Raw genomic sequence first — 26361 nt, 5'->3', positions numbered from 1 at the left:
TATATTAAGAACATGAAATTAATCACATAACAAACATACCCCTTTGTTTGAAGTGAAAAATTTCTCCCATCCCCTTTGTTTAGCGCCGTGTAATCAGACACGGCGTTTTTTTTATGTATAAATATAAAAAATAGAGCTCATAATTAATAATAATTATGAGCTCTATTTATGTGCTCTTACTTTTCACTTTTAGATCTCCAAAAGTTTCCTTCAGGTGCACTTAATTTTTCGATTTTTTGTTGGATTGCTAACTTTTTCAATTCCTTATTTAATACCTTTTCAGGCCATTCATATATTGTTAATAATTCTTCTTTAGTAACGAGCTGTTGCTGTTCGATATATGTTTCTAAACTTGGTGGCAATTCTTTTTCTATCGACGTGCCCATAAGTTCATTAATGATATATGTGTATATATGGTAAGGGTATAATCCTTCGACCTTTAAACCTTCTTCGTGAACATCTTCATTAAAGAAAACAAGAGAAGGGGCTTCTTGAATATCCATCTCTCTAGCAATATGCAAATCTACTTGTAAACTTTCTTTAATCGATGCATTATGCAAATCTTCTTTGAACACTTCTTTATCTAATCCTGCATTACAGATACAGTTATTAACCATAGATTCGGTTATAATATCTTTTTTAGGAATAATTTCATTTTGTAGTAAATGAATAAATCGTTCTGCACGAATCCTACCTTGTAATTCTGCTGCTTTGTACGCTAATGCAATATTATCTAAATCTGAACTACTTTGTGCTTGGCATTTGGTCAGTATGCGTAAAGAAGGATTCAATATATGTCGTATTCGGATATATTGTTTATATTCTAAACGCAATTTAGATAGTATTGCCGACAGTTTAAAGCACTCTTGACTAAATGGGTCAAAGAATGAATAAATTTCAATTTTGCTTACAGGTGAAAGATTAGCATCTTCACGACTATTCGCTTGTATTAGTCTTAATTCTTGAGTCATGTAATTTCACCTACAATTAATTTTCAGAGTTTACCATATGATTGGCTGTTAAACGTAAACGTTCATATAAGTAATCACCGACGCCTGCTGGTAGTTGCGCATTTGTTATTGCTTGGTGCATATTTTCTAACCACGCATCACGTTCGAAGGGTGTAATGGTAAATTCTAAATGACGTCTTTTAAGCATAGGATGACCATGTTCTTGCGTATAAAGATTTGGACCTCCAAGAAATTGTGTTAAAAATTGCTTTTGTTTACGACTGGTTTCACTTAAATCTGTTGGAAATAGATGATTTATTCTCGTGTCTTGTGCAACAAGAGAGTAAAAGTTATCTATAAGGTCGTATAATGCTTCGGCACCAATTACGTCATAAGGTGTTTGTGTCATTTTTTCATCACCATACTCAATTTATATATATAATAATATAACACGAATGTTGACATTTGGAAGTAATTCGACTTCTGTACTAATAGTGAGATTATTTGGATATTTGTGACTTACGATCAAAGAAGCGTTGTACTTTATTAGCAGGTTGTTCATAGACAATATCAAAGTTTTCTAAAATAGCATTGAACTTTGTTAATCCTGAATCATAGTCAGCGACTTCTAATTCCAATTCATAGTCTTCAGTGTCTAAATATGTGCTTTTATCTAATACGATTAAATCTTGACCATCAGGTTTTTCTAATCGTTCAGTCGTTAAGTCACCTAATATAGTTAATGTAGTCAAATCGATATTAAATTTTTGAAGCTGACTCACTATATCATTAGGTAAGTCATCTAAAGTAAGTCTATAGTTCATTTCAGGTTTAAGGGTCGTATCAAAATTGTATTCAAGTAATCCTACTTCGGCAGGTACTTTTAAGGTCATTTCATTTCCACCATCTTTAACTCGGATACGTAAGGCACTTTTATGTGCTTTTAATTGAAAGTCTGGCGTGTCAATGTAGTAATTCGTTTGTGAGAATGGTTCTTTATTTGGAAAATAATGTTGTGCAAATTGATTATATTGTTGAGCTGTTAATAGTTGTTTGAATTCAATTTCGTTATTTGTAGCCAAAGTCGTCACTCCTTTACTATTATTATGCAAAATTTACTTTTAATTTAAAAGCAATAATCATTAAAAAATGATGATTTTTAATGCCAAAATAATTGCTAAAAGTTATAATATAGAATGGTCGTGTCACGTGTTATGTCGTGGTGAATTATGTTAAACTAAGTAAGAATAAGGAGGAGCAAGCATGCGAATTTATGTTAATGAAATTAAGATAACAGAAGATAGTATAAATTGTTATACAGAAGAATCTACAGAAGGGTTAGAAGAAGCAGGTCAAATGCTTGTTGATAGTGACAACTATGCCTTCGCGTATATATTAGATGACGGTCAATCATACTCATATTTGATTTTTGTTCAAGAAACATGGTCAATGATACATGAGAATAAAGACAAGAAAATTATAGTTAATGACGATTTAGAATTAAAAGAATTTAATAATGAACTAACTTACATATTAGATAATATTGAGGGTAATTCAAACTATGGTAAGGAGTTTGTTGCTAAAGTAGAAGAAATATTTGAATTATAGTGAAGCGGAGTGAAGCACGATGAATCAATGGGATCAATTTTTATCTCCATACAAACAAGCCGTAGATGAATTAAAAATTAAGCTTAAGGGGTTACGGAAACAATATGAGGTAGGAGAAAATGCTTCACCGATAGAATTCGTAACAGGTAGAGTTAAACCTATGACGAGCATTATCGATAAGGCAAACAAACGTAACATTCCTTTTGATCGCTTGCATGAAGAAATGTATGACATCGCAGGTCTTAGAATGATGTGTCAATTTGTAGATGACATTGATATTGTCGTTAATTTATTACGACAAAGACAAGACTTTAGAGTCATAGAAGAAAGAGATTATATTAGTAATACTAAACAAAGTGGATATCGCTCTTATCACGTAATAATCGAATATCCAATCGAAACATTAGCTGGAAAGAAAAACATTTTAGCAGAAATACAAATACGCACTTTAGCAATGAATTTTTGGGCAACAATAGAACATACTTTAAGGTATAAGTATGATGGAGATTATCCACCAGAAATTCAACATAGACTAGAACGAGCTGCCGAAGCAGCATACTTATTAGATGAGGAAATGTCAGAAATCAAAGAAGAAATACAAGAGGCTCAAAAATATTATTCGAAAAAAAGAGCTAAGAAGCACAATAATGACTAGTGGGGTGTAAGCATGCGTTATACAATTTTGTCTAAAGGAGATTCTAAATCAAACGCTTTAAAGCATAAGATGATTAACCATATGAAAGACTTTCAAATGGTTGAAGATCCTGAAAATCCAGAAATAGTAATTTCTGTAGGTGGAGATGGTACGTTATTACAAGCTTTTCACCAATACAGTCACATGTTATCACGTTGTGCTTTTGTAGGTGTACACACTGGTCATTTAGGCTTCTATGCCGATTGGTTACCACACGAGGTTGAAAAATTAATCATTGAAATTAATAATTCTCAGTTCCAAGTTATTGAATACCCACTATTAGAATTAATTGTACGTTATAACAATAATGGTTATGAAACACGATATTTAGCTTTAAATGAAGCAACGATGAAAACTGAAAATGGATCAACACTTGTTGTAGACGTTAATATTAGAGGTAAACAGTTTGAACGTTTTAGAGGAGATGGGTTATGTGTATCAACACCATCTGGTTCTACGGCGTATAACAAAGCATTGGGCGGAGCGTTAATACATCCATCACTAGAAGCAATGCAAATCGCAGAAATTGCGTCAATTAATAATAGAGTCTTCCGAACGGTTGGATCACCGCTTGTGTTACCTAAACACCATACTTGTTTAATAACTCCGGTAAATCATGACACTATTTTAACTACAATAGATCATGTGAGTATTAAACATAAAAATGTCAATGCGATTCAATTTAGAGTAGCAAATGAAAAAGTACGCTTTGCTAGATTTAGACCGTTTCCATTTTGGAAAAGGGTACATGATTCATTTATCTCAAGTGGAGACGATGAATAGTGCACTTTGTTTATAACATTCAATGTGAAGAATCGGTCAAAGCATTTTTGCAACGTCATTCATATTCAAAATCAACAATTAGCGCCATTAAAAATAATGGCGCTTTACTTGTGAATGAGCGTCAAGTTACTGTTCGCGCTATGATGCGTATTGGCGACCAATTAAAAGTACAATTACCAAAAGAGCATCCGAGTAAAAATATAGCACCATTTGATGCGCCATTAAATATTTTGTTTGAAGATGATTTTTTAATTATTGTAACCAAACCTGCGCATCAAAACATTGCCCCATCTAAAGAACATCTACATGAAAGTTTATTGGAACAAGTGTATGCATATACTTGGCGAAACAATGAATCTATACCACATATCGTTACTAGATTAGATAGAAACACGTCAGGCATAGTTATTTTTACTAAACACGGTTTCATACATCATTTAATGTCGCAGCTTACCATAGACAAACATTATTTATGTATTTGTCATGGTAATGTTCAAGATAATGATATTATTGAAGCGCCTATCGCGCGACATCCAGCAAGTATTATTCAACGACATGTTTCACCAAAGGGTAAGTACGCTTGCACAACCTATACGTCATTAAAACAAAAAAATGGGTATAGTTTATGTGAAGTTAAATTAATGACAGGAAGAACGCATCAAATTAGAGTTCACTTCCAACATATTGGTCATTCCCTCGTAGGTGATGATTTATACGGTAGCATGCGTAAAGATATTCCGCGTCAATTGTTACAATGTTACCAAGTCGCCTTTACTCATCCTATAACTAATGAGCAACTAAATATTTTTGATAATGATAAGTCGATGATGACAATTTTTGATATGCTATAATTTAAAATAAAGCACGGAGGTGAGACATATGTATAACGAAAATGAGTCAGTTAAATTAGATGATGAAACAGTCTATGATCAAGAATTACTTGATAAATTATTATTAAATAATGAGATAGATGAATTTAGAACTGAATTTTTATCTATGCATAAATATGAACAAAGTGAGTACTTTGAAGATAGTGGTGATGAAATAAGGCAACGTATTTTTGAAGTCTTATCTCCTGAAGAAGTTGCAGATTTCTTTGATCAATTAGAAATTGATGAAGAAGAATACGAAGATTTATTTGATACGATGAATGCTACATATGCTAGTAAAGTATTAGAAGAAATGTCATATGACAACGCAGTAGATATAATGAATCAGTTGTCTAAACAAAAGTTAGTAAGTTTATTAACTTTAATGAATAAAGAAGATGCAAAAGAAATAAAAGCTTTATTACATTATGACGAAGACACTGCCGGTGGTATTATGACCACTGAGTACATTTCTTTAAAGGCAACGATGCCAGTTAAAGAAGCTTTGATTCAAGTAAAAGATCAAGCACCAGACGCAGAAACAATTTATGTTATTTTTGCAATTAATGACGATAAAAAACTAATAGGGGTTTTATCTTTAAGAGACTTAATCACTGCTGAAAACGATGCTTATATTGAAGATATTATGAGCGAGCGTGTTATTAGTTCTAATGTTGCAGAAGACCAAGAAGATGTAGCACAGAGAATGAGAGACTATGATTTAATCGCTATGCCAGTTTTAGATTATCAAGATCATTTACTTGGTATTATTACAATTGATGATATTTTAGATGTCATGGATGAAGAAGCTAGTGAAGACTACTCTCGTTTAGCCGGTGTCTCTGACGTCGATGCAACAAACGATTCAGTTATTAAAACTGCTACCAAGCGTTTACCATGGTTAATTATTTTAACCTTCCTTGGTATGATAACAGCATCTATTTTAGGCTCATTCGAATCTACATTATCTCAAGTAGCACTTTTAGCAGCGTTTATCCCGATTATAAGTGGTATGTCTGGTAACTCTGGTACGCAATCACTAGCGGTTTCTGTACGTAACATTTCTACAGGTGAAATTGATGAAAAAAGCAAATTTAAAATTGCTTTAAGAGAAGCAGGAAGTGGCTTGTTAAGTGGGTTTGTATGTGCTTTAATTTTAGTATTAATTATTATCATTATCTACAGACAGCCATTTTTAGCAATTATAGTCGGTTTGAGTTTAACGATTGCAATGACGGTAGGAACTTTAGTTGGTTCTGTTATCCCATTGATAATGAATAAATTAAAAATTGACCCAGCGGTTGCAAGTGGTCCATTTATCACAACGATAAATGATATTGTAAGTATGCTAATCTATTTTGGTTTAGCTACTTCATTTATGACTTATTTAACTTAAGGAGGCAACATGGAGTTTTTATCGCTCGTTATCGTTGTATTAGCTGCATTTTTTACACCGATTCTTGTAAATAGACTTAGAATTAATTTTATCCCTGTGGTTGTTGCCGAAATCGTCATGGGGATTATTATAGGTCATTCATTTTTAAATTTAGTTGAAAAAGATTCAATGTTAAAAATACTATCAACGTTAGGCTTTATCTTTTTAATGTTTTTAAGTGGTTTAGAAATTGATTTTAAAGCTTTTAAAAAGAAATCAACTAACAATGATAGTAATGACCCAAACGCACAAAAGATGCCGGGTCATTTCCAATTAGCTATTACGGTATTTGCTTTAATCATGATTGTATCTGTCATTTTAGCGTACTTAATTAAATGGTTTGGACTTATCGATGATGTATTATTAATGGTTATTATTATTTCTACAATATCTTTAGGTGTTGTAGTGCCGACGTTAAAAGAAATGAATATAATGCGAACGACTATAGGGCAATTTATCTTATTAGTAGCCGTTTTAGCAGATTTGGTAACGATGATATTATTAACTGCTTACGGTGCTATTCATGCTAGTGGTAGTGGTTCATTATGGCTTATCGGTATTTTAGTCATCTTTGCTATTATATTTTATTTCCTTGGTGGCATATTTAAGCGCGCTAAGTTTTTACAAAAATTGATGGACGGTACTACACAAATTGGTATTAGAGCTGTCTTTGCACTTATTATTTTATTAGTGGCATTGGCGGAAGGTGTAGGTGCAGAAAATATTTTAGGTGCCTTTATCGCTGGTGTGATTGTTTCGTTATTGGGGCCTGATGAAGATTTAGTGGATAAGTTAGATTCATTTGGTTATGGCTTCTTTATCCCTATCTTTTTCATTATGGTAGGCGTGGACCTAAATATCCCATCGCTGATTAAAGAACCATCAATATTAATTATAATTCCTATTTTGCTTATAGCATTTTTAGTATCAAAATTACTTCCAGTATTTTATATTCGAAGATGGTTTGACCAGAAAACAACGATTTCTTCAGCATTTCTGTTAACATCGACATTGTCACTTGTTATTGCTTCAGCTAAAATCGCTGAACAATTACATACAATAACACCTGAAATATCTGGTATTTTAATTTTAAGTGCAGTCATTGCATGTTTAATTGTGCCGATAATTTTCAAGAAATTGTTCCCGATACCAGATGAAGTAACGAAACGTATCGAAGTGAGCATGATAGGCAAAAACCAATTAACAATACCAATTGCACAAAATCTTGCCTCAAATTTATATCAAGTATCACTTTATTATAGAACAGATTTAAGTGATCAACGTAAATTGGCGGATGAGATTTCAATGATTGAAATTGCTGATTATGAGCCTGAAATGTTAGACAGACTTGGCTTATTCAAACGAAATATCGTAGTTTGTTCTACAAATGATGATGACATCAATAGAAAAGTTGCGCTAATGGCTAAAGAGAGAGGTGTCAAACGTGTTATTTGCCGTTTGGAATCTAGCTCAGAAGATGCCGAATTACATGAACATGGAATTGAAGTGTTCAGTAGTTACATGAGTAATAAAATTTTACTCAAAGGTTTAATTGAGACACCTAATATGCTTAACTTGTTAAGTAACGTAGAAACATCATTATATGAAATTGCGATGTTAAATTACCAATACGATCAAATACAATTACGTAACTTCCCATTCGATGGTGACATTATTTTCGTACGAATTATTAGAAATAATGAATCAATTGTGCCACATGGTGATACTCAATTACGTTATCGTGATAGATTAATCGTTACAGGTTCTAAAGAATATGTAGATGAATTAAAACGTGAATTAGAATTATATTATTAAAATGTTACTATTTGGATGTTTGTTATTAATGCAAACATCCAAATTATTTTATCTTTCTTATAATAAAGAATTGTTCATTCTTTCATAGCAATGTTAAAATATATAGTGTTATAATTAAGCATTTAATTATGAGTAATAGCAATGACACTTATAAATATATTTGTTGCTATATAAAAATAATAATTAAAAGGAGTTAATCTCATGATTAGTTTAGAAAACAAAACTTTCGTCATTATGGGTATTGCGAATAAACGTAGTATTGGTTTTGGCGTAGCAAAAGTTTTAGACAGTTTAGGTGCAAATTTAATTTTTACTTATCGTAAAGATCGTAGTAAAAAAGAATTAGAAAAATTAGTAGAGCAATTAAATCAAAAAGAACTACATATGTATCAAATTGACGTACAAAATGATGAAGACGTAGTTAACGGTTTTGCTAAAATTGGCGAAGAAGTAGGTAACATCGACGGTGTTTATCACTCAATCGCTTTCGGTAACGTTGAAGACTTACGTGGACGTTTTTCAGATACATCAAGAGACGGCTTTTTACTAGCTCAAGACATTAGTTCATATTCATTAACAATCGTAGGTAGAGAAGCTAAAAAGTTAATGCCAGAAGGTGGTAGTATCGTAGCTACTACTTATATTGGTGGCGAATATGCCGTTCAAAACTACAACGTTATGGGTGTTGCTAAAGCAAGTTTAGAAGCAAACGTACGTTACTTAGCTGCTGACTTAGGTGCTGATAACATTCGAGTTAACGCAATTTCAGCAGGTCCAATTCGTACTTTAAGTGCGAAAGGTGTAGGCGGTTTTAATACAATCTTAAAAGAGATTGAAGAACGTGCGCCATTAAAAAGAAATGTAGACCAAGAAGAAGTAGGTAAAACAGCAGCTTATTTATTAAGTGACTTCTCAAGTGGTGTAACTGGAGAAAACATTCACGTTGATAGTGGTTTCCATGCAATTAAATAATTATAGTACTTTAAAATAATTAAAACGGATCTGAGACATAAAGTTCTTGGACCAGTAAAAAGGCAATTTCTATTGAAATAATATAGAAATTGCCTTTTTTAGTATTTAATGCGAAAGCACATACAAATGTGACGTGTTTTGGCGAAATTCAAGAGGAAACAGTCTACCCTAAGAAATCAACCCAACAATACGAAATATTGAATCAAAAGAAGCACACAGATGCATTGAAATAAATCATCTGCGTGCTATTTTTTAGGTATATATGTCCCAGACTAATTTTTTGAACGACTTATCGCTTTCAAATGCTAAGGGGATTTTCAACAAGAAAAAGCAGGTGACTACTTTGAATTTAAGAAGTCACCTGCTTTATTTAAATTATAGCTAATCTACAACGTTACTATTAGCTTTATCGACGATTTTCTGACGATAGTTAAAGACATTACGCACAATACATTTAATAACTGCATATAGTGGCACAGCAACTAATATGAGTGCAAAGCCACCAAGGTTACCTGCAGCAAGTATGACTACGATAATTGTTAGTGGGTGAATATTTAATGATTTACCCATAACGTTTGGTGTAATCACGTTACCTTCTAATTGTTGTGCAATCAATGTAATGATACAAACCCAAATAAATGGAGTTGGTCCTTGTATAATTGAAATAATCGCAGCTGGCGTAAAGGCCATCCATGGACCTAAGAAAGGAATCATGTTCGCTACAATTGCAAACATTACTAGTAGTAATGTGTATTTTAAGCCAACGATTGAATAACCAATGTATAGAATAAGTCCTAGAATTAAACTTACTGTTACTTGACCTTGTATATAAGATTTTAAAGTTTCATTTAAATCTTTTAATAAGTCTACAACGAATACTTTTCTATCGCCTTTAAATAATCTTGCGATAAAAGGAATGAAACGCTCATGGTCTTTCAACATATAAATTAAGAAGAAAGGAACCATAATGAGTAAGAATAAAGTTGAAATAAATGATGTAATGTAACCTAATGAGTTAGATAAAATACCAGTTACATTGTCACCCATAGATTTCACGACTTTATTAATTCTATCTGTGACATCACTTGGTAATCTTTCCATTTGATTTAATGCATAGTTGATTAGATTTTGGACTTCATGTTGTAATGATGGAATTTGTTGGATCAAGTTATTAATTTGGTCAACAATAAGTGGTCCGACGATTCCAACGACAATACCAACAATAATAATAAGTCCTATGAATATAATCAATATACTGCCCCATCTAGGGACCTTATTTTTTTCTAAGATTTTTTGAAATGGTAAACAAATATAAAATAAAAATCCACTAAGTATAAATGGGATTAGTACAGATTGCATGATAACTAAGAATGGTAAGAAAATTACATGCACTTCCATAATTAATTTGATGATTAGAAACAGTATGATTAATCCAATACCTGTTCTAAACCACACCTTATTTAACATAAATGGTGCCTCCTAAAAATTTACTATAGCTAAGTATATCCTATATAGATTGTGAACAAAAGTCGAAAATGCATAAAGATTAAAATAAAATTACTATTTGAAAATACATAACTCTTAATCAGATCGATAGTGAACTTTAGCCCTATAATTTAATTAACAATTTATTTTTTAACAAATTTCTTAATTATAGTAATTAAACACATAAAATTGATAAATGAAACAATTGTCGTACTTCTATTTTTTATTCATCAAGAGCGTGGCAAAATTATAACACGAAAAAGATATAAATTATTAAATTCATTATAAAAAATATAACTTTATAAATACATTGTGCGGATTATATTTTGTGTGTATAATAATAAAAAATATGTCATAAGTGATATATAACAAAGGGGATGGAGTTATGTTAGAGAATTTCGTAACTTGGTTAGATGGTATCGTATGGAGTAAGGCGCTTGTTTATGGCTTATTGCTTACAGGTATACTCTTTTCACTAATGATGCGTTTCTTCCAAGTCAGGCACTTCAAAGAAATGATTCGTTTGATGTTTCAAGGTGAGAAATCGCCGACTGGCATATCTAGTTTCCAAGCTATCGCACTGTCACTAGCAGGTCGCGTAGGAACAGGTAACATTGTTGGTGTTTCTACGGCTATATTTATTGGTGGTCCGGGCGCTATCTTTTGGATGTGGGCTACAGCATTTCTTGGTGCAAGTAGTGCATTTATCGAATCTACATTAGGGCAAATTTTCAAACGAGAAGAAAAAGGGGAATATCGTGGTGGACCTGCATTCTATATTGAATATGGGATTAAAGGTAAATTTGGTAAAATTTACGGATTAATTTTCGCGATTGTCACTGTCATTTCAGTAGGATTATTATTACCAGGTGTGCAGTCCAATGCCATCGCGAGTTCTATGAAAAACGCTTTTAGTTTTAACCCATGGATCATTGCGATTGCTTTAGCAATTTTATTAGCTTTAATCATATTTGGTGGTATTAAATGGATTGCCAATGCGGCAACAGCTATTGTTCCTTTTATGGCTATCGCATATATTTTAATGGCGGTCATCATTATCTTTTTAAATGTTGACCAAGTGCCAGCATTGTTCGCACTTATCTTTAAATCTGCATTCGGGATGGAAGCAGCATTTGGTGGTATTGTGGGTGCTATGATTGAAATAGGGGTTAAACGTGGACTTTATTCTAATGAAGCTGGTCAAGGTACTGGTCCTCATGCGGCTTCTGCAGCAGAGGTTTCACACCCAGCTAAACAAGGTCTTGTTCAAGCATTCTCTGTCTATGTCGATACATTATTTGTGTGTACGGCAACTGGGCTGATTATTTTATTATCAGGTACATATAACGTTACTGATGGTGGTACTACGAGTAGTGGTGGGCCAAGATTAATTGAAAATAACGGTATTTTCCAGCCTATGTCTGACGGTGGCAAAGATTACACAGGTACGGCAATGTATGCTCAAGCAGGTATCGATAAAGCATTCCAAGGAAGTGGTTTCCATTTTGACCCTAACTTCTCAGGCATCGGTTCTTACTTTATTGCTATAGCGTTATTCTTCTTTGCTTTTACAACGATACTCGCTTATTACTATATAGCTGAGACTAACATTACTTATTTAACACGCAATAAGAGTAATGCTGTGACACAAATATGGATAAACGTTGCAAGACTTATTTTAATCGCTGCAACAGTATTTGGTGCAGTTAAAACGGCTGAGGCAGCATGGGCAATGGGTGATTTAGGTGTAGGTTTAATGGCTTGGCTAAATATTATTGCGATTTGGATATTGCATAAACCAGCTATCAATGCCTTAAAAGATTATGAACGCCAGAAGAAAAAATTCGGCAGTGGTAAAAAAGCGCTTTATAAACCAGATCCCCAAAAATTACCAAATGCAGTATTTTGGCTTTACGATTATCCAAAACGTTTAAAAAAGGAAAGTAATCAAAAATAGAATATTTTAAATTATAGCGTCTCTTGATACAATAGCGATAAGATATCTAGGAGGCGCTATATTTATGACCGAATTTCAAGCAGGAAAGATTAATAAAATAGATTTTAAAAGTGAAATATTAGAAAGAGATGTCACATTATCTATTTACTTACCTAAAGATTACACATCGCTATTTAAATACAAAGTGATATTTTGTTTTGATGGCAAAGATTTCTTTAGCTTTGGTCAAATTCATAGAACTTATGAGAAGTTAAGAGAAGCAAACAAGGTAGAACGTGCAATTATTGTCGGTTTTCACTATGAAACAGTAGACAAAAGAAGAGCAGAATTTCATCCACAAGGTGAGAGAACACCATTAACAGTTAAAGCAATGGCGAAAGAAATTCTTCCATATGTTGACCAACATTTTCCTACATTTAAAGTTGGAAACGGACGTATTTTATTTGGCGATAGTCTTGCAGGTAGTGTCGCATTGGTTACGGCACTTTCATACCCAAGAATATTTAGTCAAGTTGGTGTTTTAAGTCCTCAACACGATGATGTAATTACTGAATTATTAGAGCGCTGCCAACTCAAAGATAATTTATCAATTTGGCATGCTGTAGGTTTGGAAGAAGAAGATTTTGAATTACCTACAAATGGTAAGCGAGCTAACTTTTTAACACCTAATAGAGAATTAAATCAGTTATTAAACTCATATGATGTTAGTTATCATTATGAAGAGTTTGATGGAGGACATCGTTGGAAATCATGGAAGCCCTTACTAAATGGTATGTTGACATATTTTTTGTCGGATAATATTTCATTTTAAATATATATAAATTTTTAGACTAATTCATCTTTAAAGTAACGAAATTTTCTAAAATTTGATATAATGGTAATATGTTAAACAAAGGAGGAATTTCAATGATTTTAGGATTAGCATTAATTCCGTCAAAGGCATTACAGGATGAGGTGAACGCATATAGAAAGCGTTACGACTCTCATTACGCAACAATTATGCCACACATTACTGTAAAGGGACATTTTACTATCGATGATAGTGAATATGAAGCGGTAAAAGAGGACATTAAAAAAAGAATTGAAGGAAGTCCGGCAATCGATGTACATGCGACTAAAGCATCTACATTTGCCCCAACTAATAATGTAATTTATTTCAAAGTTGAAAAAACTGATGCATTACAACAATTGTTCGACAAATTTAATACCGAAGATTTTTATGGGAAAGCAGAACATCCATTTGTGCCGCATTTTACAATTGCACAAGGCCTGACTAGCCAAGAATTTGAAGATATTTACGGTCAGCTAAAATTAGCTGGTATTGATTATAAAGAAACAATTGAAGCATTATCATTAGTTAAATATAATGATGCTGACGAAAAGTGGGAAGTTGAAGAAACATTTAATTTAGCTTAATTTCCTATATAAAATTGGATTAAAAAAACGTGTTATACAAAATGTATAACACGTTTTTTTAATGTGATTGTTTGCTTTTATTTGAAATAAAGTAATAACCATAAAATATTGCCAGTAGTAAAAAGACACCTGCTGAGAAATAAAATGTATTATTAACACTTTTAGTGAATTCTTTAATAAGTCCACCAACGATAGGGCCAATCATAGAACCAAAACCTTGAATACTATTAAAGACGCCCCATGTTTCTTCTTGTTCATCAGGATGAATATGAGCAGCCATAAACGTATTCCATGCTGGTAATAATAAGCCATACATTAAGCCGATAAAAATAGCTAATCCCCATACAATATATATATTTGTAATAAGAGAGAGTGCAAATATCATGACGGCATATAGTACAAATCCACCAAAAATCATGGCATACATAAATGTTTTGCCGTTGTTATCAATGATTTTAGACAAGAATAACATTGAAATTGCACAACCGACGCCGCCTATAATAATGGCAATCGTATATTCGACAGTGGAAACGCCAACAACTTTCGTAGCATAAATTGGTAAAATTGGTACTAAAGCAGTGATTGAAGCACCTTGTAACAAGATACCCGGAAATAAAATTAAATGCTTTTTAGTAACATCTACAATTTGTCCTAATTGTTCTGATACAGGGCGAGTATTATAATTTGTTAATCTAATTTTAACGAAGTAATACAGTACCCAAGCGATTAAGACTACTAGAGACATCATAAATGCAAAGTTTGTTGGATCGAACTTGAAGATAAGGTTCATAGCAATCATACCAACAAGTAATCCTAACAACCATGAGAAATAAACGTAGCCCATTTGTTTACCACGGTTTTTTTCTTCGACACTAGCAAGCATGATAACCCAAATTGGGCTAACAGCGATACCGAGTAACATTGCGCTGGCAATTAAAACGATAGGATTGGTTGGTAACCAAATAACTAAAAATAAACTAACAAAGGCGAGTAAAAATCCTGATGTTAATACGATTTTGGAACCAAATCTTTTGAGTAAAAAACCAATAACAAAATTTGTTGCCGCATCCGAAATAAAATGAATAGAAATAGCAGTAGATGTAATACCTACCGCTATAGTAGTTGCCGTGGGTAATAGTGATAAGTAGCTTAATATGTACATGCCACGTGCAAATTCCATTAAAAATAAGATGACAAGCATAATAATGAAATTGTTACTTTGTTTAAAATTATTTAACGAAGAATTTTGCATATAAAGGTACCTTTCCATACACTTCTTCATATTGTGTAGAGTGATGTAATAAATCTAATAAATCGCGACATAATTTATAAGTTGAGTAACTTACCCTTGATTCATCCATATGTGTAGCCATTGCAGCCAATTGTTCAGGATGATTTGTCAGATCAGATACGATATTGATTGCATCATTTGGCGTATAAGCAATTTTGCCATAGCCTTTGTCTGTAAAATAGTGTGCGTTTTCAAGTTCTTGTCCTGGTGCAGGATTTAAAAAGACCATAGGTATTTGACGAGTCAACGCTTCTGAGATTGTGATACCACCTGGTTTCGTAATCATTAATTGACTCGATGCCATCCATTCATTCATATGTTGCGTGTAACCTAGAATTAAAACATTATCGTAATTTTTAAACTGCGCCGCTAAATTACGTTTTAATTCTTTACTTTTACCACAAATCATAACGATTTGAGAATGTGGACTTTGTGCTAATATTTCTTTAATCATTTGATCAAAGCCTTTAGAAACTCCAAAAGCACCTGCAGACATTAAGATAGTTGGTTTGTTTGGATCTAAACCATTTTGTGTTAACCAATGTTCTTTGTCGACATCGTCTTCAAATTTGTCTGAAATGGGGATACCAGTAACTTTTATTTTGTGTTGCGGTATACCGATAGAAGCAAATTCATCTTTTAAATCGTCAGTTGCTAAATAATATCTTTCTGAATAAGGGGTAATCCAGTTTTTATGCATTCTGTAATCAGTCATTACAGTGGCTATTGGTATGTTAATATTAAATTGCTCTGTTAGTACTGACATGACAGGCGTTGGGAATGTTAATAAAATCAAATCCGGTTTCTCTTTAAGCAATAAATTGATTAATTTATTTAAACCATAATATTTATAAAAACATTTATCTAATTCTTCCGGTCTACTATAGTAAAAGTTTTTGTACATATTTCTAAAGTATTTAAAACTATTGATATACCATTTTTTACATATAGTCGTTAATAGCGGGTGAGCTTCCAAAAACAAATCATGTTCAATGACAGTTAAATTTTCAAGATTCATCGAATTAAGTTCATTGACAACACTTTGTGTAACTTGTAAATGGCCATTACCAAAGGAACCAGTAATTATCAACAATTTTTTCTTTTGAGTAACCATTCAGTCACCCTCCATTATATTTATTTAACCCATCTTTATCTTATCGTAATTTTTTGTAATGAGAAAGCAAATGAGTGCATTCAGTCAAGATTTTATCATTTTACAATATGAAATGAAATAATTCATACTAATAAGTGCTAGATTTAGATAATTCAGTAATAGCGTACCATTATTGAAACTAAAAGTATTGCTAAAATTATTGGGTACACAAAATCTACAAATTTAATGACCGTGAAATAATATTAAGTTAAACTAACATTATTAAGTTAAACTAACATTTTAATAGGAAATAATAAGTATATTACATATGAATTTTAATGATAATAATTCATCATTATAAAATGAAGTGAAAAAGTGTATAATGGCTATAAGCGAATTAAAGGAGCGATTGATGGTGAATGCGAAGGCATTGTTCGAAAAAATCAAAGTTAAACAAATAATTGGAACGTTAGATTATGACGTTAATGATATTACAACGGACTCTAGAACTGCGACAGAAGAGAGTATATTTGTTGCGTCTAAAGGTTATACGGTAGATAGTCATAAATTTTGCCAAAATGTGGTAGAACAAGGCTGTAAAATCGTAGTGGTTGATAGAGAAGTTACGGTTGCAGGTGAAGTTACTCAAGTCATAGTACCTGATACGTTACGTGTAGCTAGTTTGTTAGCGAATGAACTATTTAATTATCCAAGCCAACAACTTATTACATATGGCGTAACAGGCACAAACGGCAAAACGTCAGTTGCTACGATGATTCATCATATTTATAGACAGTTAGATAAAGGCAGTGCTTATTTAGGTACAAATGGCTTTCAAATTAATGAAACAAAAACTAAAGGGGCAAATACTACGCCAGAAACAGTTTCTTTAACTAAGAAGATTAACGAAGCTGTAACGGCTGAAGCCGAAGCGATGACGCTAGAAGTATCGAGTCACGGTTTAGCATTAGGTCGTTTACGCGGTGTAGAATTCGATGTTGCCGTCTTTACAAATTTAACGCAAGACCATTTAGATTTTCACGGCACAATGGAAGCATATGGACATGCTAAATCATTACTATTTAGTCAACTAGGTGAAGATTTATCTAAAGATAAATATGCTGTTATCAATAATGATGATGACTTTTCAGAGTATTTACGTACTGTAACGCCATTTGAAGTCTTTACGTATGGTATAGATAATGAAGCGCAATTTATGGCTAAGAACATAAATGAAACTTTACAAGGTGTGACTTTCGATTTAGCAACGCCATTTGGAGACTATACTGTTAAGTCACCTTATGTAGGTAAATTTAATATTGCTAATATCATGGCAGCTATTATTGCAGTATGGAGTAAAGGTGAAAGTTTAGAACGTGTGATTCATGCGGTTGAGTTTTTAGAACCAGTTGAAGGAAGGTTAGAAGTTTTAGACCCATCACTACCTATCGATTTAATTATAGATTATGCACATACTGCGGACGGTATGGATAAATTAATCGATGCGGTTAAACCATTTGCACAACAAAAATTAATATTCTTATGTGGTATGGCAGGGGAACGTGATTTAACCAAAACACCTGAAATGGGTAGGGTTGCAAGTCGTGCGGATTATGTTATCTTTACACCTGATAATCCAGCTAATGATGACCCCAAAATGCTTACTGCAGAATTAGCTAAAGGAGCGACACATAATAATTATGTAGAATTTGATGATCGTGCAGAAGGCATAAAGCACGCAATAGAAATAGCACAGCCAGGTGATACAGTAGTACTTGCTTCTAAAGGAAGAGAACCATATCAAATTATGCCAGGACATATTAAAGTACCGCACAGAGATGATTTAATTGGTTTAGAAGCGGCTTATGCAAAATTCGGTGGTGGTCCTAGTGGCGATTAGATATTTAAAAGACGAAACGCGAGTTTATTTATATATAAATGAAGAAAATAATGTCTATTTTGTAGGCATTCCAGATTACAATTGGTCTATAGAAGTATCTACACTACTAGATACAATAGGTATAAAAGAAGAATTTGTCATGCATTTATTCACTATTTTCGACGAACAAAAATCAACACATATTACCAATCAAATTATTGAATGGTTAGAAGTATTAAAGGAGAATATAAATGAGTATTAAAGAAGAAGTAGAATCGAGAAAAACCTTTGCGATAATTTCTCACCCTGACGCCGGTAAAACGACGTTAACAGAAAAATTATTACTATTTGGTGGTGCTATAAGAGAAGCTGGTACTGTTAAAGGTAAAAAAAGTGGCAAGTTTGCAACAAGTGACTGGATGAAAGTAGAACAAGAACGTGGTATCTCAGTTACGAGTTCAGTCATGCAGTTTGATTACGATCATTATAAAATCAATATTTTAGATACGCCTGGACACGAAGACTTCTCAGAAGATACTTATCGTACGTTAATGGCCGTAGACAGTGCAGTAATGGTTATTGACTGTGCCAAAGGTATTGAACCACAAACTTTGAAATTATTTAAAGTGTGTAAGATGAGAGGTATACCAATCTTTACTTTTATTAATAAGTTAGACCGAGTTGGTAAAGAGCCATTCGAATTATTAGATGAAATTGAAGAAACATTAGAAATCGAAACATACCCTATGAACTGGCCGGTTGGTATGGGACAAAACTTTTTCGGTATTATCGACCGTAAAGACAAAACAATCGAGCCATTTAGAGATGAAGAAAACATACTTCATCTAAATGATGATTATGAATTAGAAGAAGACCATGCAATTACAAACGACAGTGCTTATCAACAAGCAATTGAAGAATTAATGTTGGTTGAAGAAGCGGGCGAGAACTTTGATGATGAGGCATTATTGTCTGGGGATTTAACGCCAGTATTTTTCGGCTCAGCACTTGCTAATTTTGGTGTCGAGAACTTTTTAAATGCATATGTAGATCATGCACCAATGCCAAATGCACGACAAACAAAAGAAGATGTTTCTGTATCACCATTTGATACTGATTTCTCTGGTTTTATCTTTAAAATACAAGCTAATATGGATCCAAAACATAGAGACAGAATCGCCTTTATGAGAATTGTCAGTGGTGCATTTGAACGTGGAATGGATGTATCATTACAACGCACTAAGAAAAAACAAAAGATTACACGTTCAACATCGTTTATGGCAGATGATAAAGAAACTCTAAATCACGCCGTTGCAGGTGATATTATAGGTTTGTATGACACAGGTAATTACCAAATAGGTGATACATTAGTTGGTGGAAATCAAAAATATAGTTTCCAAGAATTACCACAATTTACACCTGAAATCTTCATGAAAGTATCTGCTAAAAATGTTATGAAACAAAAGCATTTCCATAAAGGTATCGAACAACTTGTGCAAGAAGGTGCAATTCAGTACTATAAAACATTGCACACAAATCAAATTATATTAGGTGCAGTGGGTCAGCTACAATTTGAAGTTTTTGAACATAGAATTAAAAATGAATATAACGTCGATGTAGTCATGGAACCTGTAGGGCGTAAAATTGCGCGTTGGATTGAAAATGAAGAAGATATTCAAGATAAAATGAACTCTACGCGTTCTATACTAGTTAAAGATCGTTATGACCAATATGTCTTTTTATTCGAAAATGAATTTGCCACAAGATGGTTTGAAGATAAGTTTCCAGAAATCAAACTATATAGTTTGTTATAATTTGCCACATTGTGTATAATGAGCATACAAAATTAAAGACCGATGACTGTATAGTCAGAGGGGAGTAACTTAACTTTTAATAAAATCAAGCGCGTTATTAATCTTGAATTTATATAAGTCACTTCATCGTCATTACGAAAGAAAACTTTCCGGTGAAGTGGGTGGATGAATATTCACAGAGTGAGACCTTTGCTATAGATATATTTATGCTTTTCGGCATTTATGTCTATATTGCTAAGGTCTCTATTTTTATGTACAAAATTAAAGGAGTTGTAATTCATGGATCCGAGTTTGATTTTACCGTATTTGTGGGTACTTGTAGTTTTGGTATTCCTAGAAGGTTTATTGGCAGCAGATAATGCTGTAGTTATGGCAGTTATGGTAAAGCATTTACCACCAGAACAACGTAAAAAAGCTTTGTTTTACGGTTTATTAGGTGCTTTTATTTTTAGATTTTTAGCCCTATTTTTAATTAGTATTATTGCGAATTTTTGGTTTATACAAGCGGCAGGAGCACTTTATTTACTGTATATGTCTTCTAAAAACCTGTATGAATTCTTTAAACATAAAGATAAAGATGAGCAAGAAGCCGGAGATGATCATCACTATGGTGAAGATGGCGAAGAAATCAAAGCGAGCCCTAAAACGTTTTGGGGTACAGTATTTAAAGTGGAGTTTGCAGATATAGCCTTCGCTATAGATTCAATGCTTGCAGCTTTAGCAATCGCAATGACAATTCCGAAAGTTGGAGTACATTTCGGTGGCATGGACTTAGGACAATTTATTGTCATGTTCTTAGGTGGCATGATTGGCGTAATTATTATGCGTTTTGCTGCAACTTGGTTTGTTGAATTACTTAATAAATATCCTGGTTTAGAAGGTGCTGCCTTTGCCATTGTTGGTTGGGTAGGTATTAAATTAGTAGTATTAGTGTTAGCGCATGAAGATATTGGTGTACTACCTCATGAATTCCCACATGGTATGTTATGGCAGTCAATATTCTGGTCAGTAATGATATTACTTGTAATCATTGGTTGGTTATCATCTATGAGACAAAATAAAAAGCAAAATAAATAATCAAATGTTTTAAAACCCTGACAGAAATAATACTGTTAGGGTTTTATTTTTATTACTTATTTATCAGTAATATTGCGCAACCAATGTAAAAATCTATGATTATGTTGAGGGAAATGATGTCGTACCAGTTTAAAAATATTTCACATAGTATAATGCAGAAATTTTTGACTTTATATGTCATAATATAAATTAATGAAACGTGTAAGATAGGGGGAACAATGGTGGATAAAGATAAAAAGCAGGTAATACCTAGAAGTAAGTATCGTCGCACACGCCGCCAGTTTTTTCATAATGAAGAACGTGAACAACGTGTAAAACATGAACAACAACTCCGTCAGCAACAAGCTCAAAAAGAAGCGGCGTTAGCACAAAATAATAAAGAACGTGTCAAAGAGAATTTGCAGAAATCACGTATCGAAAAATTAACTCAAGAAGAAATTCAACATCAACAGGAAATTGCCAATCAACGTAATAAAGCACCAGCAACTGACCTAGATGAAACAAAGAATGATTCTGTTAATGAGCATACGAGCGAAGAACAATTAGACAATACATCTGCTGATGATCAACAAGCAGCAACAGAGCAACAAGCACAAAATGATGATGATAAACAACTTGATACTATAACTGATGCAGAGTCGACGACAGACAATAATCAGTCTAAAAACGACGAAAGCTTAAGCCAGACATCTACAAGTGACAATGAAACAGCATCAAACGAAGACCATGAAAACGAGAGCGAACAACCATTTTATACCGAAGCATCACAGCAATCACGTGTTAATCAATTTATTTCAGATGATGAACAGTATAAAGAAACTAACGATGATGACACGTATAGTACAAAATCTAATAGTCGTCATGAAAATAGTGTGTCATCACGTACGAAAGGTTTCTTCACTCAAAATTGGGCAAAGATATTAATCGTCATAGGCGTGATTTTATTGTTAACGTTAATGAATGCAATATTTAATAACGTGGATCACAATGGTCACCAAAGCAACGCGTTATTTCAATCAAGCAACAATCATAAACCTAAATACACAGATACTATGAAAAGTGCTAACAGCGCGATTCATTCAGTCGTAACTGTTGAAAATGATACTAGCAATAGTTCATCTTCTGTACAAAAGGAAACTAAGGAAGCTAGAAAAGATAGTGAGTTAGGCTCCGGTGTCGTCTACAAGAAAGTGGGCGACTCTATTTTTATTGTTACTAATGCCCACGTGGTTGGAGACAAAGAGCAACAAAAAATTACATATGGTGAAAATAAAGCCGTTACCGGCAAAGTTTTAGGTACTGATAAATGGTCGGATATTGCTGTAGTTAAGGCGAAATTAACTCAAGATTCAGATGTTAAAGCTATAAAAATGGGCGATTCTAAAAACTTAATATTAGGAGAACCCCTCGTCGTAGTGGGTAATCCATTAGGAACTGAATTTAAAGGTTCAGTGTCAGAAGGGATTATTTCTGGGTTGAATAGACACGTACCAGTAGATATTGATAAAGATGGACATTATGATGTGTTGATGAATGCATTTCAAATGGATGCCCCTGTAAACCCTGGTAATTCAGGTGGTGCAGTTGTCAACAGAGATGGCAAACTTATTGGTATAGCATCTATGAAAATTAGTATGAAAGACGTTGAAGGTATGGCGTTTGCGATACCGGTTAATGATGTTCAGTCAATCGTAGAACAACTTGTAAAAAATGGTGAAGTTAAGTATCCTAATACCGGCGTTAAAATTATTAATACTAATGACTTAGACGATTCAGCAAAGCAATCCATAAATTTACCTAGCAAAGTAGATAACGGTGTAGTTGTAGGAGAAGTTAAGCCTAAAGGTCCTGCAGATAAATCAGGGTTGCAAAAAAATGATGTCATAGTAAAATTAGATGGAAAACAAGTGGAAGATACGCTTAGATATAGACAAATTATTTTTAGTCATAAAAACGACCTGAAACCTTTATCAGCTCAAATTTATCGTGACGGAAAATTAAAAAATATCAAGCTCAAATTGAAGTAACGTTGAGGTGAAGTAACGCTTTGTCCATTTTCAATCAATTATTTAAGAAATCCAGCCCTCAACAAGGGATAGTGATGTACTATTTAGTTGCGATTATCGTATCATTTTTATTATTGAATTTACCTTTTGTCCATAAAGCAGGTGCGCATGTAAATCCTATAGATACATTATTTGTGGCAGTATCAGGCGTAAGTGTTACGGGCCTTTCACCCATTAATATAGCAGAAACTTATTCTACATTCGGTCAAGTCATTATAATGATTATATTGAACATAGGTGGCATTGGCGTCATGGCGATTGGTACGCTACTATGGGTGGTTTTAGGTAAAAAAATCGGTATTCGTGAACGTCAACTCATTATGCTAGATAACAATAAAGATACAATGAGCGGCACAGTGAAGTTGATATTAGACATTGTAAGAACAATGTTGATTATTGAATTAATCGGTGCTGTGTTATTAACATTTTATTTCTACAGAGATACACCAGATTTAAAATATGCGATTATGCAGGGACTTTTTGTGTCTGTATCTGCAACAACTAATGGTGGTTTGGATATTACTGGAAAATCTTTAATACCATACGCAAACGATTATTTTGTACAAACAATCGTTATGTTTTTAATCATATTAGGTTCCATTGGTTTTCCAGTATTATTAGAAATTAAAGCATATATAAAAAATAGAATACCAAACTTCAGATTTTCACTTTTTGCTAAAATTACAACTGTGACTTATTTATTTTTATTTGTTTTTGGTGTGATTATTATCTTACTGATTGAACATAATCATGCTTTCAATAATATGTCATGGCATAAGAGTTTATTTTATGCACTGTTCCAATCAGCTACGACTAGGAGTGCTGGCTTACAAACTATTGATGTTAGTCACTTTAGTGAAGGGACTAATCTGATTATGGGATTCTTGATGTTTATCGGTTCCTCACCAAGTTCTGTAGGTGGCGGTATTCGGACGACGACTTTTGCGATACTAGTACTATTCTTATTAAACTTTAATAACAACACTGAAAAATTATCTATCAAAGCATTCAATCGTGAAATTCATACTACAGATATTCAGCGTTCATTTGCAGTTTTCACGATGGCTTCATTTTTAACTTTTATTAGTACAGTGCTTATTTTAATCATAGAACAAGGAAAAATCACATTTTTACAAGCATTTTTTGAAGTCATGTCGTCATTCGGTACTTGTGGTTTATCGCTTGGCGTAACAGATAATGTTCACGGCGCAACGAAAGTAATTTTAATGATTTTAATGTTTATAGGCCGTGTAGGACTGATTAGTTTTGTTATTATGATAGCTGGAAGAAGAGAACCTGATAAATATCATTATCCTAAAGAGCGTATACAAATTGGGTAATGTTGTGAATTTATAATAATAGTTTAGATTAAATAGCCAATCAACGACTTTCATTGTGAAAAGTGTTGGTTGGTTATTTATATATCAATGCCTTATAGTTGCTATCCAAATAATAATAAAACATGTTAAACTAGCATTGATAAAGGGGCGAGATATATGACACAGAGCGAAAAAATATCTATAGACATTATTGCGACTTCGGATATGCACAGTTACTTTTTAAATGGGCAACACGGTTCCAACATTTATCGTGCAGGAACGTATGTGAAGCAAATGCGTGAACAAGGTAAAGAAGTACTATTACTAGATAGTGGTGGTAGTTTAGCGGGCTCTTTAGCTGCTTTTTACTATGCAGTCGTTGCGCCATATAAACGTCATCCAATGATTAAATTAATGAATGCAATGAATTATGATGCGAGTGGGATAAGTCCTAATGAATTTAAATTTGGCTTATCATTTTTCTCTAGAGCTGTGTCGCTCTCTAGATTTCCATGGCTATCAGCAAACATTGAATATAAACAAACACGTGAACCATATTTTTCTACGCCATATACGATTAAAGAAATAAGTGGTATTAAACTAGCAATCGTGGGATTAACTTCTGACGGTTTAATGGATCGTGAGTATTTTGAAATGGAGCAAGACGTGGCTATCGAAAAAACATTATTATCTGCCAAACGTTGGATTCGCTATATTCATGAAGTAGAAGCACCTGACTTTTTAATCGTTATTTACCATGGTGGTATTAATCAGTTAAATAAATCATCTAACGAACGAGAACAAAATGTTAATGAGGCAGAGAAGATTATGCAACATGTCGGTGTGATAGATTTATTAATCACGGGTCATCAACACCAAACTTTTATTGGTAAAGATGAACAGACTGTCTATGTTCAAGCTGGACAAAATGCTAAAAATCTTATCCATATCAACGTTGATTTTAAAAAGCGCACAAGTTCTTTTGAATTAGAAGATATCACTTCTGAAATTATAGATTTAAATGCGTATGAAGAAGATGAAGCATTATTAACCGAAACTTATTATGATAGAAAGGCAGTCGAATATTGGAGTGAGGAAGTTATTTCTGCCCAAGATATCGATGCGGAGGTAAATGGTTTGGAAGATGTGATCACTCAACCACATCCATTTACACAATTGTTGCATGATAGTATCAGACTAGTTTATGATTTTGAAATTTCATGCGTCCATTTACCTAAAAGTGGTGAAGAAGGATTGTCAGGGCAAGTAGCAAACGTTGATTTATATAATGCTTATCCGCATCCAGATATTCCGATTAATTTAACATTAAAAGGACAACAAATTAAAGATATGTTGGAATATAGCTATTCACATATTGAATTTACAAATGGCACGTTGAGCGTCACGATTATTGATGAAACGCTATGTACATTTTGGCAGGGTATAGATTATGAAGTTGATATGAATGCAGATCCATTTAACAGAGTGAAGTTGCACAACATTAATCTGGAGCATATGTATCGAGTAAGCATGACAGATTATTGTTATCGTAATTTCCGTCAATACTTAGAAAACTCAGTTGTGCATGGTACAGAAAATGTTACAATGTATGATTTAATAGCACGAAATTTAAAAGATGACAATTACACGATACAAGATAAGCAAAGTTTTGAAGTGAAAATGTAATAAATAAACATGCACAATCTAAATAATATATTCCTATCTAGGTTAATATTAAAGATCCATTTTTCTATCGAAAAAATGGGTCTTTTTTTTAAAAAATTAAGCTTATGAGTAGTCGTTGATTTAACGTTATTCAAAGATACAGTGAATCAATC

At 33.0% G+C, this 26361-nt stretch carries 24 protein-coding genes and 1 riboswitch; of the genes, 18 read left to right on the top strand and 6 right to left on the bottom strand.

Features of this window, described 5'->3' with window-relative positions; translation table 11 throughout:
- Positions 1-176: 176 nt before the first annotated feature.
- The 3 genes from yjbH to ISP08_RS08965 form a co-directional block, all read right to left on the bottom strand.
- Positions 177-971 carry a protease adaptor protein YjbH gene (gene yjbH / locus ISP08_RS08975; RefSeq protein ID WP_048792716.1) on the bottom strand — a complete coding sequence of 265 codons (795 nt, stop codon included), beginning with the start codon at positions 969-971 and terminating at the stop codon, positions 177-179.
- 16 nt (positions 972-987) lie between these two features.
- Positions 988-1359, bottom strand: a complete 372-nt coding sequence (locus ISP08_RS08970) for a truncated hemoglobin YjbI (RefSeq protein ID WP_048792717.1) — start codon at positions 1357-1359, stop codon at positions 988-990.
- 91 nt (positions 1360-1450) lie between these two features.
- Positions 1451-2032: a CYTH domain-containing protein gene (locus ISP08_RS08965; protein ID WP_195718391.1), complete on the bottom strand. Its 582-nt coding sequence runs from the start codon at positions 2030-2032 to the stop codon at positions 1451-1453.
- Between the two features lie 181 nt (positions 2033-2213).
- Here ISP08_RS08965 and ISP08_RS08960 point away from each other — a divergent pair, with 181 nt between their 5' ends.
- The 8 genes from ISP08_RS08960 to ISP08_RS08925 all read left to right on the top strand — a co-directional run bounded on the left by ISP08_RS08960 (position 2214) and on the right by ISP08_RS08925 (position 9359).
- On the top strand, positions 2214-2558 hold the full coding sequence (locus ISP08_RS08960) for a UPF0738 family protein (RefSeq protein WP_195718390.1): 345 nt from the start codon (positions 2214-2216) through the stop codon (positions 2556-2558).
- Positions 2559-2577: 19 nt separating this feature from the next.
- Complete coding sequence (gene yjbM / locus ISP08_RS08955) at positions 2578-3213, top strand: GTP diphosphokinase (protein WP_048792720.1); 636 nt, start codon at positions 2578-2580, stop codon at positions 3211-3213.
- 12 nt (positions 3214-3225) lie between these two features.
- Positions 3226-4035 (top strand): NAD kinase, encoded by an 810-nt coding sequence (locus tag ISP08_RS08950; RefSeq protein ID WP_048792721.1) that lies wholly within the window; start codon positions 3226-3228, stop codon positions 4033-4035.
- Entirely contained in the window at positions 4035-4886 is an 852-nt protein-coding gene (locus ISP08_RS08945) for an RluA family pseudouridine synthase (RefSeq protein WP_195718389.1), read from the top strand. Before ISP08_RS08950 ends, ISP08_RS08945 begins: the two co-directional genes overlap by 1 nt.
- 28 nt (positions 4887-4914) lie before the next feature.
- A complete protein-coding gene (gene mgtE / locus ISP08_RS08940; protein ID WP_048792723.1) occupies positions 4915-6300 on the top strand; it encodes a magnesium transporter in 1386 nt (461 codons plus the stop codon).
- A gap of 9 nt (positions 6301-6309) precedes the next feature.
- A complete protein-coding gene (locus ISP08_RS08935; RefSeq protein ID WP_195718388.1) occupies positions 6310-8154 on the top strand; it encodes a monovalent cation:proton antiporter family protein in 1845 nt (614 codons plus the stop codon).
- Between the two features lie 201 nt (positions 8155-8355).
- The gene (fabI, locus tag ISP08_RS08930) at positions 8356-9126 is read left to right on the top strand and encodes an enoyl-ACP reductase FabI (protein WP_048792725.1); all 771 of its coding nucleotides are present in this window, start codon (positions 8356-8358) and stop codon (positions 9124-9126) included.
- Between the two features lie 89 nt (positions 9127-9215).
- Positions 9216-9359 (top strand): hypothetical protein, encoded by a 144-nt coding sequence (locus ISP08_RS08925; protein WP_196931161.1) that lies wholly within the window; start codon positions 9216-9218, stop codon positions 9357-9359.
- A 148-nt stretch (positions 9360-9507) separates the two neighbouring features.
- Here ISP08_RS08925 and cozEa read toward each other — a convergent pair whose 3' ends face one another.
- Positions 9508-10593, bottom strand: coding sequence for a lipoteichoic acid biosynthesis protein CozEa (gene cozEa / locus ISP08_RS08920; protein ID WP_195718387.1), 1086 nt, complete (start codon positions 10591-10593; stop codon positions 9508-9510).
- Between the two features lie 403 nt (positions 10594-10996).
- Here cozEa and ISP08_RS08915 point away from each other — a divergent pair, with 403 nt between their 5' ends.
- The 3 genes from ISP08_RS08915 to ISP08_RS08905 all read left to right on the top strand — a co-directional run bounded on the left by ISP08_RS08915 (position 10997) and on the right by ISP08_RS08905 (position 13984).
- Positions 10997-12568: an alanine/glycine:cation symporter family protein gene (locus ISP08_RS08915; protein ID WP_195718386.1), complete on the top strand. Its 1572-nt coding sequence runs from the start codon at positions 10997-10999 to the stop codon at positions 12566-12568.
- A 64-nt stretch (positions 12569-12632) separates the two neighbouring features.
- Entirely contained in the window at positions 12633-13379 is a 747-nt protein-coding gene (locus ISP08_RS08910) for an esterase family protein (RefSeq protein ID WP_195718385.1), read from the top strand.
- A gap of 95 nt (positions 13380-13474) precedes the next feature.
- Positions 13475-13984 (top strand): YjcG family protein, encoded by a 510-nt coding sequence (locus ISP08_RS08905; RefSeq protein WP_048792729.1) that lies wholly within the window; start codon positions 13475-13477, stop codon positions 13982-13984.
- 58 nt (positions 13985-14042) lie between these two features.
- Here ISP08_RS08905 and ltaA read toward each other — a convergent pair whose 3' ends face one another.
- Both ltaA and ISP08_RS08895 read right to left on the bottom strand, forming a co-directional pair.
- Positions 14043-15236: a lipoteichoic acid biosynthesis MFS flippase LtaA gene (gene ltaA, locus ISP08_RS08900; RefSeq protein ID WP_195718384.1), complete on the bottom strand. Its 1194-nt coding sequence runs from the start codon at positions 15234-15236 to the stop codon at positions 14043-14045.
- Positions 15214-16389: a diglucosyl diacylglycerol synthase gene (locus ISP08_RS08895; RefSeq protein WP_195718383.1), complete on the bottom strand. Its 1176-nt coding sequence runs from the start codon at positions 16387-16389 to the stop codon at positions 15214-15216. The genes ltaA and ISP08_RS08895 overlap by 23 nt, the downstream gene beginning before the upstream one ends.
- A gap of 394 nt (positions 16390-16783) precedes the next feature.
- On the opposite strand from ISP08_RS08895, the gene ISP08_RS08890 reads away from it, so the two are divergent.
- The 7 genes from ISP08_RS08890 to ISP08_RS08860 all read left to right on the top strand — a co-directional run bounded on the left by ISP08_RS08890 (position 16784) and on the right by ISP08_RS08860 (position 26209).
- Complete coding sequence (locus tag ISP08_RS08890) at positions 16784-18268, top strand: UDP-N-acetylmuramoyl-L-alanyl-D-glutamate--L-lysine ligase (RefSeq protein ID WP_195718700.1); 1485 nt, start codon at positions 16784-16786, stop codon at positions 18266-18268.
- Positions 18258-18509: a YueH family protein gene (locus ISP08_RS08885; protein ID WP_048792732.1), complete on the top strand. Its 252-nt coding sequence runs from the start codon at positions 18258-18260 to the stop codon at positions 18507-18509. The genes ISP08_RS08890 and ISP08_RS08885 overlap by 11 nt, the downstream gene beginning before the upstream one ends.
- On the top strand, positions 18499-20061 hold the full coding sequence (locus ISP08_RS08880; RefSeq protein ID WP_048792733.1) for a peptide chain release factor 3: 1563 nt from the start codon (positions 18499-18501) through the stop codon (positions 20059-20061). The genes ISP08_RS08885 and ISP08_RS08880 overlap by 11 nt, the downstream gene beginning before the upstream one ends.
- A gap of 45 nt (positions 20062-20106) precedes the next feature.
- A riboswitch (yybP-ykoY riboswitch) is annotated at positions 20107-20252 on the top strand.
- 88 nt (positions 20253-20340) lie between these two features.
- Positions 20341-21138, top strand: a complete 798-nt coding sequence (locus ISP08_RS08875) for a TerC family protein (protein WP_195718382.1) — start codon at positions 20341-20343, stop codon at positions 21136-21138.
- A 221-nt stretch (positions 21139-21359) separates the two neighbouring features.
- Positions 21360-23165: a S1C family serine protease gene (locus ISP08_RS08870; protein ID WP_195718381.1), complete on the top strand. Its 1806-nt coding sequence runs from the start codon at positions 21360-21362 to the stop codon at positions 23163-23165.
- 20 nt (positions 23166-23185) lie between these two features.
- A complete protein-coding gene (locus ISP08_RS08865) occupies positions 23186-24544 on the top strand; it encodes a TrkH family potassium uptake protein (RefSeq protein WP_048792736.1) in 1359 nt (452 codons plus the stop codon).
- A gap of 156 nt (positions 24545-24700) precedes the next feature.
- On the top strand, positions 24701-26209 hold the full coding sequence (locus tag ISP08_RS08860) for a bifunctional metallophosphatase/5'-nucleotidase (protein ID WP_195718380.1): 1509 nt from the start codon (positions 24701-24703) through the stop codon (positions 26207-26209).
- Positions 26210-26361 lie beyond the last annotated feature (152 nt).

This window comes from Staphylococcus lloydii (assembly GCF_015775975.1).
Classification (GTDB): domain Bacteria; phylum Bacillota; class Bacilli; order Staphylococcales; family Staphylococcaceae; genus Staphylococcus; species Staphylococcus lloydii.
This window is presented reverse-complemented; position numbering and strand designations above follow the sequence as displayed.